The sequence below is a fragment of the Mitsuokella sp. oral taxon 131 str. W9106 genome (assembly GCF_000469545.1).
Taxonomy (GTDB): Bacteria; Bacillota; Negativicutes; order Selenomonadales; family Selenomonadaceae; genus AWVT01.
The window spans coordinates 148824-164907 of sequence record NZ_KI273051.1; the positions used below are offsets into that span (position 1 = coordinate 148824).

General features: G+C 55.6%; 14 protein-coding genes. 12 read left to right on the top strand and 2 right to left on the bottom strand.

The window, feature by feature from the left end; translation table 11 throughout:
* Window positions 1-24: 24 nt before the first annotated feature.
* From HMPREF1985_RS11405 to HMPREF1985_RS01355, 8 genes are all read left to right on the top strand, one after another.
* Window positions 25-975, top strand: a complete 951-nt coding sequence (locus HMPREF1985_RS11405) for a hypothetical protein (protein WP_021770615.1) — start codon at window positions 25-27, stop codon at window positions 973-975.
* Between the two features lie 229 nt (window positions 976-1204).
* The gene (locus HMPREF1985_RS01320; RefSeq protein ID WP_021770617.1) at window positions 1205-1435 is read left to right on the top strand and encodes a hypothetical protein; all 231 of its coding nucleotides are present in this window, start codon (window positions 1205-1207) and stop codon (window positions 1433-1435) included.
* A gap of 219 nt (window positions 1436-1654) precedes the next feature.
* Window positions 1655-3121: an ArnT family glycosyltransferase gene (locus HMPREF1985_RS01325; RefSeq protein WP_021770619.1), complete on the top strand. Its 1467-nt coding sequence runs from the start codon at window positions 1655-1657 to the stop codon at window positions 3119-3121.
* Window positions 3121-4071, top strand: a complete 951-nt coding sequence (locus HMPREF1985_RS01330) for a glycosyltransferase family 2 protein (protein ID WP_021770620.1) — start codon at window positions 3121-3123, stop codon at window positions 4069-4071. Before HMPREF1985_RS01325 ends, HMPREF1985_RS01330 begins: the two co-directional genes overlap by 1 nt.
* Before the next feature lie 275 nt (window positions 4072-4346).
* Window positions 4347-5516, top strand: coding sequence for a galactokinase (locus tag HMPREF1985_RS01340; protein ID WP_021770622.1), 1170 nt, complete (start codon window positions 4347-4349; stop codon window positions 5514-5516).
* Between the two features lie 125 nt (window positions 5517-5641).
* Window positions 5642-6631, top strand: a complete 990-nt coding sequence (gene galE / locus HMPREF1985_RS01345) for a UDP-glucose 4-epimerase GalE (protein WP_021770623.1) — start codon at window positions 5642-5644, stop codon at window positions 6629-6631.
* 64 nt (window positions 6632-6695) lie between these two features.
* A complete protein-coding gene (gene galT / locus HMPREF1985_RS01350; protein WP_040636671.1) occupies window positions 6696-8198 on the top strand; it encodes a UDP-glucose--hexose-1-phosphate uridylyltransferase in 1503 nt (500 codons plus the stop codon).
* A 32-nt stretch (window positions 8199-8230) separates the two neighbouring features.
* Window positions 8231-9244 (top strand): LacI family DNA-binding transcriptional regulator, encoded by a 1014-nt coding sequence (locus tag HMPREF1985_RS01355; protein ID WP_021770625.1) that lies wholly within the window; start codon window positions 8231-8233, stop codon window positions 9242-9244.
* 56 nt (window positions 9245-9300) lie between these two features.
* On the opposite strand, the gene HMPREF1985_RS01360 is transcribed toward HMPREF1985_RS01355, so the two are convergent.
* Window positions 9301-9642: a cupin domain-containing protein gene (locus HMPREF1985_RS01360; protein ID WP_021770626.1), complete on the bottom strand. Its 342-nt coding sequence runs from the start codon at window positions 9640-9642 to the stop codon at window positions 9301-9303.
* A 339-nt stretch (window positions 9643-9981) separates the two neighbouring features.
* Here HMPREF1985_RS01360 and HMPREF1985_RS01365 point away from each other — a divergent pair, with 339 nt between their 5' ends.
* Entirely contained in the window at window positions 9982-10974 is a 993-nt protein-coding gene (locus tag HMPREF1985_RS01365) for a sensor domain-containing diguanylate cyclase (RefSeq protein ID WP_196805295.1), read from the top strand.
* A gap of 50 nt (window positions 10975-11024) precedes the next feature.
* Here the strand turns inward: HMPREF1985_RS01365 and HMPREF1985_RS01370 are convergent, their stop codons facing one another.
* Entirely contained in the window at window positions 11025-11222 is a 198-nt protein-coding gene (locus HMPREF1985_RS01370) for a DUF1858 domain-containing protein (protein ID WP_021770628.1), read from the bottom strand.
* A gap of 274 nt (window positions 11223-11496) precedes the next feature.
* Here HMPREF1985_RS01370 and gdhA point away from each other — a divergent pair, with 274 nt between their 5' ends.
* The 3 genes from gdhA (at window position 11497) to HMPREF1985_RS01385 (ending at window position 16082) form a co-directional block, all read left to right on the top strand.
* The gene (gene gdhA, locus HMPREF1985_RS01375) at window positions 11497-12843 is read left to right on the top strand and encodes an NADP-specific glutamate dehydrogenase (protein WP_040636675.1); all 1347 of its coding nucleotides are present in this window, start codon (window positions 11497-11499) and stop codon (window positions 12841-12843) included.
* Window positions 12844-12974: 131 nt separating this feature from the next.
* Window positions 12975-14834 (top strand): sigma 54-interacting transcriptional regulator, encoded by a 1860-nt coding sequence (locus tag HMPREF1985_RS01380; protein ID WP_021770630.1) that lies wholly within the window; start codon window positions 12975-12977, stop codon window positions 14832-14834.
* 216 nt (window positions 14835-15050) lie between these two features.
* Window positions 15051-16082, top strand: coding sequence for a zinc-binding alcohol dehydrogenase family protein (locus HMPREF1985_RS01385; protein WP_021770631.1), 1032 nt, complete (start codon window positions 15051-15053; stop codon window positions 16080-16082).
* Window positions 16083-16084 lie beyond the last annotated feature (2 nt).

Sequence of the window (16084 nt, forward strand, 5' to 3'; positions counted from 1 at the left end):
TTTTAGAAAGGAAGTCTCTATCCTATGAAAGCATTTTCTTATGTTGCCACGGCGGCACTTTCGGCTGCCCTTTTGGCGAATCCCGCCTACATTTACGCAGAAGGGGCGGGAGAAGCCTCGGTCAAAACGACGGAGCAGGCGCCTGCTGCAGAAGCCTCGATGAAAGAACCTGCTGCAAAGGCATCGGCGGAAGAGCCTGCTGCAGAAGCCTCGAAGAAAGAACCTGCCGCAAAGACATCGGCGAAAGAGCCTGCTGCAGAAGCCTCGAAGAAAGGGCACGCCGCAAAGGCATCGGCGAAAGAGCCTGCTGCAGAAGCCTCGGAGAAAGGGCACGCTGCAAAGGCATCGGCGAAAGAGCCTGCTGCAGAAGCCTCGAAGAAAGGGCACGCCGCAAAGGCATCGGCGGAAGAGCCTTCGACCGAAAAGGCGATGCGGCAGAGCACGCAGGCAGACGTCGCGCTTCCCTACACGTATACGAGCAAGGAATACGGTTTTACGATCCAGTGCCCGCAGAAACCGGTCGGCGTCATTCCCGCGAGCGCGCTTTACGAGGGCGAGAAGGGCGATGTCCTCGTCTTTGAAAACGATGCGTACAACATCAAATACGCTTGGATCATCACCGAGGATGCGTTTGACGATGCGAAGGTTCCCGATCTCAATACGCTCGACGAAAAGGCAGCAAAAGAGCTTCTGAAAGGGATCATGGGCAGCAACGGTTACGAGGGCATCATGCTCGTCAACCTATCCAAGACGAACAAGGCAATCTACGCGGTGACCGCAAAAGAAGTTGAGATCGACACGAATGGCGACGGCGTGCCCGACGAAACGGGGAAGGCCGACACGCAGATGGCAGTGCTCTTTTTCCGCGGCGAGAAGGGCGGCCGCTATGCGATAAAGCTCATCGATAACCCGGTTCTGCGCGGCAGTGCCCTTGCGGCCTTCCAAAAGGGCGCGGCAACCTTCCAAGAAAAATGAGCCGGCATGAGGCATAGATGAGCGAGCGCTATCCAATGCCATTTTCAGCATCCTGCAGGCGGCGCAGCAGGTCACTGGCGTCATCACGCAGAATACGACGCAGATCCAAAATGCCTTCGGCCTCACGAAGGGGCAGGAGGTGGAAGGCAAGGAGACCGTCGGATAGGTACAGGAAGCGGACGAAAAGTTCGCACGCATCGCAACGCTCGTCCAATCCCTCAATGAGCAGGTGAAAAAGCTCTCCGGCATTGCCGACAGGCTGAAGAAGGACGGGAAATCCAACTCGGATGCCGTCGCGCAGATCGACAAGGTCTCCCATGTCGTGCAGGAAAAGGCGACGGACGTCTCGGCGATTTCGGAAGAGCAGGCGGTTTCCATCGAAGCGATTGCCGCCGCGAACCACACGTTCGCAGATCTCGCCTGGAAGCTGCAAAAGGACGTGTCAAAATTCCGCAGATGAAGCCGCATATCGCGCATATAGGGTGAAAGCGAGTTCCCTTTCCATGGACGGCAGGTCTATGGGAAGGGAACTTGTCTTTTTTTGCAGGCGATTGGCGCGCGAAAGGAAAGCGTCAGATGCCGTGCATCCGCAGGAGGGGCCAAGCGGTTGCTTTTTCTACGGGAATCGCGTAAGATAGAGAGGATGTTCTGATACGAATGGGAAAGAGGAAGAAGGAGCATGAACCGAACTGTATTGTGGGCGCTTATCGCCGGCATGATGCTCGTGCTTGCTGGGAATGCATGGATGCCTGTCACCGATCCGGTCGAATCGAATTATGCGCTGACGGCTCGTGAGATGTTGGAGGCAGGGGACTTTATATCGCCGCGCATTTACGGGAATTTCTGGTATGACAAGCCGATCTTTTTTTACTGGGAGCTCATCGCCGCGTTTTCCCTGTTCGGCGTGAATGATTTTGCGGCGCGGTTCTTTCCCGTCGTCTTTTCGGCGCTCAACGTCGGTGCCGTCTATTGCTTTGCCAAAAAGCTTTACGATGAACGCACGGCGGTCTGCTCCGCGCTCGTCTTCGCGACGACGACGAGCTTTTTCTACCTGTCGCGCGCGATCATCACGGACATGGCGTTCGTGTTTTTCTTCAATGCGGTTCTGATTTCCTTCTACCTCGCGTATCGAAGCGGCAACCGAAGGCTCTATCTCGCCTCGTTTTTCTTTGCGGGGCTTGCGGTGCTCACGAAAGGACCCGTCGGCATCCTGATGCCAGGGCTCATTCTCCTCGTCTTCCTCCTCGTGCGCCGCCGTACGAGGGAGCTGATGCACATGATGTGGGTGCCTGGGATCGTGATTTTCGCGGCGGTCGGAGGCTATTGGTACTACCGCATGTACGCGATGCACGGCATGGACTTCATCACGAATTTCTTCGGCGTGCATAACTTCCTGCGCGCGACGGTGTCGGAGCACCCGCGCGATGACGTTTGGTACTACTATACGCTCATTTTCCTGCTCGGCTTCTTCCCGTGGTCATTCGTCATGATCGCGCGCGTGAAGGCAAAGTGGCAGGAGATCCGGCATAGGAAGTGGAGCGAGCACGTGATTTTTCTCGTGCTTTGGGCGGGGCTTGTCAATGTCCTCTTCCAGCTCATGGCGACGAAGTACGTCACGTACACGCAGCCTGCCTTTTTGCCGCTCGCGATTCTTGCAGGCCGCCTGCTGCGTGGCCGCGAGCGGTTTGTGCGCCGCCTTGCGGCAGGCATGGGCATCTTTTACCTCGTGCTGAATTTCGCCGTCGCCGTGCCGCTCATCCAGTCCCATTCGGGGCGCGCCGTAGCGGAGAAAATCGAATCGGTGAATACGGGGCGGCACCTCGTCGTGAGCTACGGCGATTACAGCGCATCGACCGTTTACTACAGCCACGAACGAATTCCATGGATCGTGTGGCGGTCGGAGATCGCGCATGAAAAGCCAGCAGGCATCAGCTGGGACGCGAAGAACGTCATGCCGTTCATGGCGATCGAAGACCTCCCCGTCGGTGAGCCGATATACGTCACTTGTATTCCGCGGCAGGCGGAACGCATGCAGCGAGAGCTGCCGAATGCCAAATTTCGCCGCCTGACGGAGCAAAAGTATCTCGATCTATACGAAATGGTCATCCCCGATGCGGCGGCAAAGCAGAAAGGAAGCATGGACTGATGGCAAAGCAGAGTCTTTCCATCGTAGTGCCGGTTTTCAATGAATCGGAAAATCTGGAGCATTTTTATGATGCCGTACGCTGCGAGATGGATCATCTGCCCTACGACTGGGAACTCATTTTCGTTGACGACGGGTCGACCGATACGACGCGATCGATCCTCATGCGGCTGGAGGGAGAGGATGCACACGTCCAGTCCATTTTTCTCTCGTGCAACTTTGGGCATCAGCTTGCGCTGACGTGCGGGCTCGACCATGCGGACGGCGATGCCGTCATTACGCTTGACGGCGACATGCAGCATCCGCCCTCCCTCATCCCGACGCTCATCGGCTACTGGAAAGAAGGCTACGAGGTCGTCCAGACGATACGCGATGCGACGGCGGATGCTTCGTGGATCAAGCGAAAGACGTCGGCGGCGTACTATTGTTGGCTCAATGCCATATCGGAGATCCCCGTCCAGCCGGGCGGATCGGATTTCCGCCTCATGGATCGTAAGGTCGTACTCGCCTTCCGGCGCTATCGCGAGCACGCGCGCTTTATCCGTGGGCTCATCGGCTCAATGGGATTCCGGCAGAAACAGGTGCACTTCGCAGCGCCGCCACGCTACGCCGGGCATTCGAAATTCTCGCCGCGCAAGATGCTGCGCCTTGCGATCGACGGCGTGCTCACGTGCTCGACGTTCCCGCTGCGCATCGGCCTTTACGCGGGATTTTTGAGCGTGGCGCTGAGCTTCCTCGTCTTCCTGCACGTCCTTTACGAGACATTCGTCGAGGCGGATACCGTCGCAGGTTGGCCGACGATCATGGCGTGCATCCTCTTTTTCGGCGGCATGCAGCTCATGGTGCTCGGCCTCATCGGCGAGTATCTCGGCCGTACCTATGAGGAGACGAAGCGACGCCCGCTCTACCTTATTGCGCGCGGCATGCCGAAAGAGGGGAAGCCCAATCCATGAAAGGTGGGATGCCGTTCCATGTTTTTCTGTGGAGGGCATCTTTTCTGCTGCAGGACGCAAGAATCCTTTCTGAGATGGACCACAAGGAGGAAGGATATGTTTGGGAATGTTTGGGAATGGGACGCTTATGCTGTGCGGATTTGCAAGGGTTCTTTTTCTATGCAAAGGGCTTGCATATTCGCGTGAGATGCGATAAACTAGGGATGTGGAAGAAAACGTTTACTATATTCCTAAAAATAGCAGGGTGCGGTTTCACGGCATAAGGAGGAGCTCGCATGGAAATTTTGGACAAGATGCGAAAGGTTTTCGAGGAAAAGTTCGGCAAGGCGGATACGAAAGCGTATTTTTCACCGGGGCGCGTCAACCTCATCGGCGAGCACACGGACTACAACGGCGGGCACGTTTTCCCATGCGCGATCACGCTTGGCACGTATGCGATTGCAGCGCCGGCAAAGGGAAATACATCGCGTGCCTACTCGATGAATCTCGCAGAAAAGGGCGTCGTCGAATTCCCCATGACGGGACTCGCGCCAAAAGAGGAATACGATTGGGCGAACTATCCGATCGGCGTCGTCCGCATGATGGAGAAGGCGGGATTTCCAGCGAAGCACGGCGTCGACGTCGTCTTCTACGGTACGCTCCCGAATGGCTCGGGACTCTCCTCATCGGCATCGATCGAAGTCCTGATGGGCGTCATCCTCGATGACCTGTTCGGCTTCGGCATCGACCGCGTTGCGCTCGTAAAGCTCGCGCAGAAGGCGGAGAATGATTTCGTCGGCATGAACTGCGGCATCATGGATCAGTTCGCGGTCGGCATGGGCAAGAAGGATTGTGCGATCCTCCTCGACTGCAATACACTCCAGTATCGCTACAGCAAGATCGCGCTCAAGGATGCGAGCATTGTGATCACGAATACGAACAAGAAGCACAAGCTCACGGCGTCGCAGTACAACGAACGCCGTTCAGAGAGCGAAGCCGCGCTTGCCGAACTTCAGAAGGCAAAACCGATCAAGGCACTTGGTGAGCTCACCAATGCGGAGTTTGACGCGATTGCGGATGCGATCAAGGACCCCGTCGAACGCAAGCGCGCCCGTCACGCCGTCTACGAGAACCAGCGCACGCTTGAAGCCGTTGCCGCACTTGAAGCAGACGACATCGAGAAGTTTGGCAGGCTCATGAATGACTCGCACGTCTCGCTGCGCGATGACTACGAGGTTACGGGCAAGGAGCTGGATACGCTCGCAAAGCTCGCGTGGGAGCAGGAGGGCGTCATCGGCTCGCGCATGACGGGCGGCGGTTTCGGCGGCTGCACGGTCAGCATCGTCAGGAATGACGCGATTCCCGCATTCGAGAAGAATGTCGGCGAGGCGTACACGAGGAAGATCGGCTACGCGCCGAGCTTCTACGTCGCGAGCATCGCGGACGGCACACACGTCATCGGCTGACGGCCGCTTGCAAAGCGAGGCATTTGCGCATGGCGCGCATGTCCGTAACAGTTGAGGCGGATCCGTCGCAGGATCACGGAGCCGTGGTTTCTTAACAAAGTCAACAAAGAAAGGAAGAGGCAGAAATGGCAATCCTAGTATGCGGCGGGGCGGGCTATATCGGTTCCCATGCCGTCCATCAGCTTGTCGAAAGGGGCGAGGACGTCGTCATCATCGATAACTTGCAGACCGGGCATCGCGGGGCATTGAATCCGGCAGCGAAATTCTACGAGGGCGACATTCGCGACCCGAAAGCGCTTGACAAGGTCTTTATGGAAAACAGGATCGAGGCCGTCGTTCACTTTGCGGCGAATTCGCTCGTCGGTGAGAGCGTCGAGAAGCCACTCCTCTACTTCAACAACAACGTGTACGGCATGCAGGTCCTCTTGGAAGCGATGGTGCGCCACCATGTCGGAGCGATCGTATTCTCTTCGACGGCAGCCGTATACGGCGAGCCGAAGCGCATCCCCATCCTAGAGGATGACGAGACGAACCCGACGAATCCGTACGGCGAGACGAAGCGCACGATGGAGAAGATGATGAAGTGGGTGAGCCGCGCAAACGGCATCCGCTACGTCTCCCTGCGCTACTTCAACGCGGCGGGCGCGCTCGAAGACGGATCGATCGGCGAAGCGCACACGACGGAGACGCATCTCATCCCGCTCATCCTGCAGGTGCCGCTCGGAAAACGCGATCACATCACGGTCTTCGGCACGGACTACGCGACGCCAGACGGAACGTGCCTGCGCGACTACATCCACGTCATCGATCTCGCGGACGCCCATCTTCTCGCGATCGACTACCTGCGCAAGGGCGGTGAGAGCGATGTATTCAACCTCGGGAACGGACATGGCTTCTCCGTCAGGGAAATGATCGAGACGGCGAAGAACGTCACGGGCAAGGCGATCAAAGTCGAGTACGGCGGCCGCCGCGCGGGCGATCCCGCCCAGCTCATCGCATCGAGCGAGAAGGCGCGCAAGGTGCTTGGCTGGAATCCGCACTACGCAGATGTCGCAAAGATCATCGGCACGGCTTGGACGTGGCATAAGAAACATCCGAACGGGTACGCGGACTAAACGCATGGATGTGTAGGTGGGAGCTGCATCCGTCATCTCTCTTTGCATGAAGGGGACAAATATCATGGTAGACATCCAACACGAAATTGCACGTTTGCTGAATTTTGCCGAGCAGGAGCTTCTCATCACGCCGGAAGACGTCGTCTATTCGGCAAACCGCCTGCTTGACGTGCTCGCAGTCGAGTCGTATCGGCCGGAAAAGATCAAGGAGACGCTCGAAACGCCGACGCCGATCCTTTTGAATATGCTCGACTACGCAGCAGGGAAAGGGCTCATCGAAAACACGGCGAACGAGCGCGATCGATTCGATACGCGTATCATGGACTGCGTGATGCCGCGCCCGTCGGAAGTCGTGCACCGCTTTTGGTCGCTCTACCGGAATTCACCGAAGGAAGCGACTGACGGCTACTACCGCATGAACATCGCGTCGAACTACATCCGCAAGGCGCGCATCGACAAGAATATTGCATGGAAGACGGCGACGGAGTACGGCGATCTCGACGTGACGATCAACCTCTCGAAGCCCGAGAAAGACCCGCGCGACATTGCAAAAGCGAAGCGCATGAAGTCGTCCGCGTACCCGAAATGCCTGCTTTGCCGTGAGAACGAAGGCTACGCAGGACGCGTGAATTATCCGGCACGCGAGACACACCGCCTCATTCCGCTCGATTTCGGGGGGCACGAGTGGTTCCTGCAGTATTCGCCGTACACTTACTACAATGAGCACTGCATCATCCTGAACGGCGAACATATTCCCATGAAGATCTCGCGTGAGACGTTTGAAAACCTCATCACCTTTCTGCGCTTTTTCCCACACTATTTCGCGGGCTCAAATGCCGACCTCCCGATCGTCGGCGGCTCGATTCTCTCACACGACCACTATCAGGGCGGGCGCTGCACGTTCGCGATGGAACGGGCATCCGTTGAAAAAGCGTACGCGTTCGCGGATTTTCCAGCAGTCAAGGCAGGTCGTGTCAAGTGGCCGATGTCGGCGCTGCGCCTGACGAGCGAAGATCCGAAGCAGCTCGTCGCGCTCGCCGAAAAGATCCTTGCGGCATGGCGCACCTACAGCGATGCGAGCGCTGAAGTGCTCGCCGAGACGGACGGCACGCCGCACAATACGATTACGCCAATCGCGAGAAAGCGCGGCTCGGCATTTGAATTCGACCTCGTGCTGCGCAATAATCGCACGACGGCGGAGCACCCGCTCGGCCTTTTCCATCCGCATGCGGAGGTCCATCACATCAAAAAAGAGAACATCGGCCTCATTGAAGTATTGGGGCTCGCCATTCTTCCTGCGCGGCTCAAGGACGAGATGCTGCAGGTCCGCGCTGAGCTGCTCAAGGGGACGGAAGATATTTCCGGCATCGAGGCGATCGCAAAGCACGCGGATTGGTACAAGAAGGTAAAGGAAAGCCATGCGGATATCTCCGCGCTGAGCGTTGGGGGCATACTGAAGGATGAAATCGGGCACGTGTTCCTTGAAGTCTTGACGCATGCGGGCGTATTCAAGCGCGACGCGGCAGGCATGGCAGCATTCGATCGCTTCATCGGGGCGGTGCAGTGAGCAGGATATTTCATGAAGGAAGCGCCAATCGTATGAAAGCGACGATCACCGACGTGGCGGATCGGGCGGGCGTCTCCGTTGCGACCGTCTCGCGCGTCGTCAATGGGAATTACCCCGTAAGGCGTGCGACGCGCGCACGCGTCAAAGCGGCGATAGCGGCGCTTTCTTACGTGCCGAACATTCAAGCGCGCGAACTCAACATGCAGCGGTCTTCGAGCATCGGCGTTGTTGTGCCGGGGTTTGAGAACATGTTCTTTGCCGAAGTATTGAAAGGGATCGAGGACCGCTTGCGCCAAAGTTCCTATTCGTTGCTGCTCGCCTGCGCAGAAAACGATTCGGCGCAGGAAAAGCGCTGTGTCATGGATCTCCTTGCGCGCAATGCTTCCGGCGTCATCGTCGTCAGCCCGAATACGGAGACGATCGCCTCAGACTTCTACGCGGATACGGCTGGGCGGCTGCCGCTCGTATTCATCAACAGCTATGAGCGTGTGCCGGGGATTTCCTACGTGACGAGCGACGAGTGCGGCGGCACACGGATCGCACTCGAATACCTCTTGCGCTGCGGATACGGGCATATCCTCTTCGTTCGCGGCGAGAAGAGCGACAGCTACCGCATCAAGGAAGAGGTGTACCGTGCCATCATGCAGGAGCACGGCACGTTCTCCGAGGCCGATATCCTCAACATCGGGGCGGGCAATAGCCTTGAGACCGTCGACAATACGATGAGGGCCCTCATGCGCCGCATGGAAAAAGGGGCAGTGACGGCAGTCTTCTGCTGCAACGATATGATGGGAGCGGGCGCGGTCAACGCGTGCAAGCGCATGGGGCGGCGCATGCCGGAAGACATCGCCGTCGTCGGCTACGATAACACGTCACTGAGCCGCTTCATCGAACCGAAGCTCACCACGATCGACCAGCGCATGGCAGAGCTTGGAGCGGCTGCGGCCCAGCTCATGCTTGAAAAAATCAATCGTGAGACGACGCGTGATATCCTCCTTGAAAATCGCCTCGTCGAACGGGAAACGACAAGCTGCCGCGCGAAATAAAAGGAGAGTCCCGCTGCCTGTTCGTAGGCAAGGGGACCCTCCTTTTATTTCGCGTGTTACGTTTCGGGGAACGTGACAACGAGGAGCATCTTGAACGCTTCGATTCCGCAGACAGCATGCGGGTGGTTGGCGGGCATCACGATACTTTCGCCCGCAGACAGCGCATAGTCCTTGCCGTCTATCGTGATGCGTCCTTTTCCGTCAAGCGCAGTGAGGAGCGCATCTCCTTTTGACTCGTGCGTGCTGATGCCTTCGCCTGCGGCAAAGGCGAAGAGCGTGATGCCGACGCCACTGTTTTGAACGAGCGTCTTGCTCACGACCTGTCCATCCGCGTAAGGGACTAGGCTGGCAAGCGACAGCACCTCGGATTTTGGGATATTGCGAAGAATGTCTGACATAAAAACCGACCTCTCTTTCTCGGACCTTTCGATCTCGTTTGCCTGTATTGTAGCAGGGAAATATATGAAAATATGTCACAATCGTTACGGATGGGAAGAATCGAATGGATATTCTTATCACGATCAAAATAAGACAGAATCCCTTGTGCTTTTTTCTTGTTTGTAGTAACATGAAACGGAACGATTTAAGGGATCGCGGATACATGGATCCCTTTGGATTGGCGTGGGGTTTCCACTTGGGTGCGGGAAAAAAGATGCGTCAAGACGGAGGCACTGGATGCATCCGTGCTTCTTTAAGATAGTCAGAAAATGGTAGGTATTGTTATAATGGATGATACGATGAAAGACTTGATGTGGGTGATAGCACTCGCATTGAGAAACTCACTGGGCTATTACGCGATTCTCGAAAGCGCCATCATCTGCGTGTTGCTCATCGTGATTTATTTCATGAATAAACGGCTGCGGTCACGCAAGGCACATTTCCGTTGGGTCATGCAGGCATCGGGGCTCTACCTGTTCGAATATGACGGGCAGCACGATGAGATTTGGTTCTCGCCGCAGTGTGCAAGGCTGCTCGAAGTGCCGGAGCTCGTGCGCTCTTTCTCGCACGTGAGCGACCAGACGAAGAATTCGACGCTTCGCCGCGGACTCGCCTGTGTCCGCAAGGTCATGGCATGCACGAAGGAGAACACGCGCCTTGAGATCCTAAAGCCAGATGGCCGTATGGGCATTTTCGATGCGCGGTGTGAATCGTTCTGTGACGAGGACGGCAAACAGCTAAGCTGCGTCGGCATCCTGACGGATGTGACGCACGAAGTGCGCGAGCAGGAAGCGCTCGACTCCGAAGGCGGACGCGACGAAGTCACGGGCGTCTTCCATGCAGGCACGACGCGGTTCCTCGTCGAACGCAGGATGCGTGAGCAGAAGCCGAAGCTTACAGGGGCCTTCGTGCTCGTCGATATCATGGGACTCGAATCGTTTCAGACGGCGTGTGGCGAGGAGGAAGTGAATGCATTCCTGAAGGCGCTCGCACAGAATCTCCTTGAAACCATCCGCGGCAATGATATTTTAGGACGTTTTGCGGACGATCAGTTTTCGGTTTACATCTCCAATCGGCTCAGCTACGATACGCTCTATGGATGCTGCATGCGTCTCAACAAGGCGGCGGCGAGCAGCCTCACCGATGCGGCGAGAAAATGCAACGTGCAGATCAGCGTCGGCGGCGTCATGATCCACAAGGCAGATGATATTCGCTCCGTCCTCGCGCGTGCCGAAGCGGCACTCAAGGTTGCCAAAGTGCAGGGCGATGAATCCTGCTGTGTTATGGATTAAAAAACGGTCACGCAGAAGCGTGACCGTTTCTCATTTGACGTAGGGACTGATCATGCGCCGATAACGGTGTTCAGATTCGCGACGAGCTCATCCACGTCGATGCCGTGTGCGAGCGCGCCCTGCTCAAGGTTCTCAAAATGCGAAGCCGCGCAGCCGAGGCAACCCATGCCACTGTTGACGAAGACCTCGATCGTGTCGGGGTACTTCTGGACGATTTCGAGAATGCTCATGTCTTTCGTGATAGGCATAATAAAAACCTCCTGTGAGATCGATCACAATATACGGATAAGGGGTATGCTCCCCACACGCGCATTATAGCATACTTTGGTTTTTTCGGCTAGGATATATTTTGGATTTGATGCGGCCATGTCCATTGAAGAATACATTATTTCTGCCCCTGCAGACCCCTCTTTGCGATATACGTTATATACATTTTGGATAGAATGTAGTATAATTCGTTATGGTTCGTAAAGAAAAGCAGTTTCATTCAGTTTCATTTGAAAAAGAAAAGGAGCGATTCCATTGTCAGGGAAACAGTATGTGGAGAAAATGATCGCATGCATCGCGAAGCGCGATCCAGATCAGAAGATGTTCCGTGACACGGTGACGGAGGTGCTGAGCTCGATCGAGCCCGTTCTCGATGCGCATCCGAACTATGAGACGGCGAAGATCTTAGAGCGCATGGTCGAGCCGGAACGCGTGATCATGTTCCGTGTCCCTTGGCAGGATGACAAGGGCGAGTGCCATGTGAACCGCGGCTTCCGCGTGCAGATGTCGAGTGTCATCGGCCCATACAAGGGCGGGCTGCGCTTCCATCCGAGCGTCACGCTCGATATCTTGAAGTTCCTTGCGTTCGAGCAGGTCTACAAGAACGCGCTGACGGGGCTTCCGATCGGCGGCGCGAAGGGCGGCTCGGACTTCGACCCGCATGGCAGGAGCGACAACGAGGTCATGCATTTCTGCCAGAGCTTCATGACGGAGCTCTATCGCCATATCGGGCCGGATGTCGATGTGCCGGCGGGCGATATCGGCGTCGGCGGACGTGAGATTGGCTACCTCTACGGCCAGTACAAGCGCATCCGCGACAGCTACGATGCGGGCGTATTGACGGGCAAGCGCGTCGACTTTTGGGGCTCGTTCGCGCGCACGGAGGCGACGGGCTACGGGCTTTTATACTTCGTCAAGAACATGCTCGACGCAAAGGGCATCGGACTCAAGGGGAAGACGCTCGTCGTATCGGGCGCGGGCAATGTCGCGACGTACGCGATTGAGAAGGCACAGAGTTTTGGGGCAAAGGTCGTGACGTGCTCCGACTCGAATGGCTACGTCTACGACCCGGACGGCATCGACCTCGCGGCGCTCAAGGACATCAAGGAAGTCCGCCGTGCGCGCATCAAGGAGTACGTCCAGACGCATCCGCATGCCGAATACCACGAGGGCTGCAAGGGCGTTTGGACGGTCAAGTGCGACGTCGCGCTTCCGTGTGCGACGCAGAGCGAGATCGACCTCGAGAGCGCGAAGAGGCTCGTCGCAAACGGCGTGCAGGCTGTCGGTGAGGGCGCGAATATGCCGTCGACGCTCGACGCCATTGCGTATTTCCTCGAACATAAGATCCTCTTTGCACCGGCAAAGGCGGCAAATGCGGGCGGCGTCGCCGTCTCCGCGCTTGAGATGGCGCAGAACTCCGAGCGCCTGCAGTGGACGTTTGAGGAGGTGGACGGCCGCCTCAAGGACATCATGAAGCGCATCTACACGAACGCGAAGAAGAACGCGGAGACGTACGGCGATCCCGACAATCTCGTCGCGGGCGCCAACATCACGGCGTTCTCGAAAGTCGCCGAGGCCATGCTCGCACAGGGACTTGTCTAAATCCGTTTCCCCTGGGCCCATAACGGAAATCCCTTTCTTATGTTTTGGGAAAGGGATTTTTTTATGGGAAAAACGAATCCTTGCATGATATAATATAAAGCAAAAAAATTGGGGGTGTTTTTGTGCCAACCATGTTGTTCGTCGCGCCGACGGAAGATATGAAGCATCGTGTGGAAGGGGTGCTGGCGGATCTGCACCTGTCCATGCCGGTCATCGTGTCGTGCGATAAAAATGTGATCGCAGACGCGAAGGAGTACGGCAAGATAGATGTTGTCATCAGCCGCGGAGGCATTGCAGAAGAATTGAAAAAGCTTCCGGGAACAAGTGTCGTGGAACTGGGAACATCGCTCAATGACTTGCTGCGGGCGGCCGAAATGCTTCAGGCGCAGGGATGCCACCGCATTGGAATCGTCATGCGGGCCAATATCCTATTCGATAAGATGCACGATTTTCAAATCGGAGATACGAAGCTTTGCATTTATCCATGCGAAACGTATGAGGCAATTGAAGCGACCGTCCGAACGTTGGACGAAACGGGAATGGCAGATGGAATTGCGGGCTGCATGTATGCCGTTCACGTTGCAAAAAGCCGGCACATGCTGTGTACCTATGTCGATTCATGCAGCGCGTCGATCCTTCGTGCCGTAAGGGAAGCTGTCCGCATCGTTCGGGCGAAGCAGGACGAGGCGCTGCAGGCTGGTAGGATGGGCGCTGTAGTGCAAAACATACAAGAGGGCATCGTGCTGCTCGATGAGCGGCAATGCCCCATTTTTTGCAATGAAAATGCAAAGGCCATTTTTTCGCCCGATTTCGCACGCACGTTTCATGCCGAAATGGATCGGCACATCCGGCATTACCAAGGGGAACAGCTGATCGATGTCTGCGGACAGAAACTTCTGTTTCAGATGGTCCCGCTCGAAATGGAAAACCATATTGAAAACCGCGTGCTGATCTTTCAGAAGATGGAAACCGTCATGAAGTCCGAACAGAAAATTCACGCCTCGCTCTATCAGAAGGGGCTTTATGCGAAGCTGCATTTTTCGGATATCCTCACGCATACGCCGAAAATGGAAAAAATTATCGAAATGGCGGAAAAATACGCAAGGACGGAAGCGAATGTCCTCATCTACGGAGAGACGGGGACGGGCAAGGAAGGGATGGCACAGAGCCTGCACAACGGAAGCCGTCGGGCAGACGGACCGTTTGTCTCAGTCAACTGCACCTCGATTCCACGCAATTTGATGGAAAGCGAGCTGTTCGGCTATGTGGAAGGCGCATTTACTGGAGCGAGACGCTCGGGGCGCAAAGGACTTTTCGAGCTGGCAGACAAGGGGACGATTTTTTTGGATGAAATCGGCGAGCTTCCTTTGGATGTACAGAGCAGGCTGCTGCGCGTATTGCAGGAACATGAAATCATGCGCGTCGGGGGCGATGCGGTCATCTCTCTCGACATACGCGTCATTTGCGCCACGAACCAAGACCTTTTCCGCATGGTGGAAGAGGGAACGTTCCGCGAGGATCTTTACTATCGGATCAATGTGCTGAACATTCACCTGCCGCCGCTGCGGGAACGAAAAGCAGATATCTTGCCGCTGATGCGGTTTTACTTTGAGCGGTACGCAGCAGGGGCGGCATTTGAGGAGCGCTTTGACCGCAAGCTGAAAAAACGGCTTATGGAATACCTTTGGCCCGGCAATATCCGAGAATTGCGCAATCTGGCGGAAGTGTTTGCTTGCTATGCTGGTGAACCAATCGAGGAAGAGCAGCTTCAGGAGTGGCTGCCGGACCGTTCGCACAAGGTGCGCACGAAGGGGAAAGAGGGGGAGAAGGAAATGCTTTCCGTTCCGCTCGGCATTCCACTGAAGGAGGTAGAACAGGAGGTCATACGGCAGATGTTGGAACGTTTTTCGCCGGAGGAGGTTTGTGCAAAGCTTGGGATTAGCCGTGTCACGCTTTGGCGGAAGTGCAAATACGAGATGTTTCAAAAATGAAACAAAAAGTGAAATAAAGCTGCTGATACGATTGAGATATTGTATCGTTTAGAAAAGTCAAATCCATAAAAATAAAATATGGGCATATATATAGTATACGTTAGTTTCTGACAAACTATATATATGCCTTATTTTAATTTTGGAATTTTTTTAGTTGAGTTGGCATGCGATTTGCTTTATTTATTAGTGAGATAAATAAAAAAGGAGCTGCAGGAAATGAAAACAATCATAATACCGAAACCCGGAGAAGTCCAAATCATTGAAACAGAAAAACCTGTTAGAAAAAAAGGGGAAGCACTTCTAAAAATTCTTTACGGCGGGATTTGCGGCAGTGATTTGGGGACGTATCGCGGCACGTTTGCCTACGCATCGTATCCACGCATCCCGGGGCATGAGTTTTCCGCACAGATTTTGGAGATTGACGAAAACGATGCAGGGCTTAAGCCTGGCATGATCGTGACCTGCAACCCTTACTTTAACTGCGGGACGTGCTATTCCTGCCAGCGCGGTCTTGTGAACTGCTGCACGCACAATGAGACGATGGGCGCACAGCGCGACGGCGCATTTTCGGAGTACGTTGCGATGCCGGTTGAACGCATTTACGATGGCAAGGGGCTTTCGCCGAAGACGCTCGCCTTGATCGAACCTTTTTGCATCAGCTATCATGGCGTGAGCCGGGCAAAGCCTCATGCCGGCGAAAAAGTCCTCGTCGTGGGCGCCGGCACGATCGGCGTGCTCGCGGCGAATGCGGCAAAGGCCGCAGGAGCAGAGGTCTATATTGCGGATATTGCGCCCAAGAAGCTCGACTACGCAGTAAAGACGTTTGGCCTTGATGGCAAAATCTTGAGCAATACGCCGGAGCATTTTGATGAAAGCGTCGCGAACCTCACGAATGGAAACGGATTTGATGTGACGATCGAGGCGGTTGGGCTCCCTTCGACATTCCAAAATTGCATCGATGCGGCGGCATTCGGTGCGCGCTTCGTGCAGATCGGTGTCGGCAGGAAGCATGCGGACTTTGATTTCACGCTGCTTCAGAAGAAGGAGCTGAACGTGTTTGGCTCGCGCAATGCGCTTAAAAAGGACTTCCTCGAATTGATTGACCTCGTCAGATCAGGGAAGGTTGACTTGGATAAGATCGTCACAAACGTATACGAGATGGATGACGCAGCATCGGCGTTCAAAGATTTTTCGGATCGCGCGGCCTCCATGCTGAAGGTCGTGATCCACTTCAGCGATCCGGCGTGACC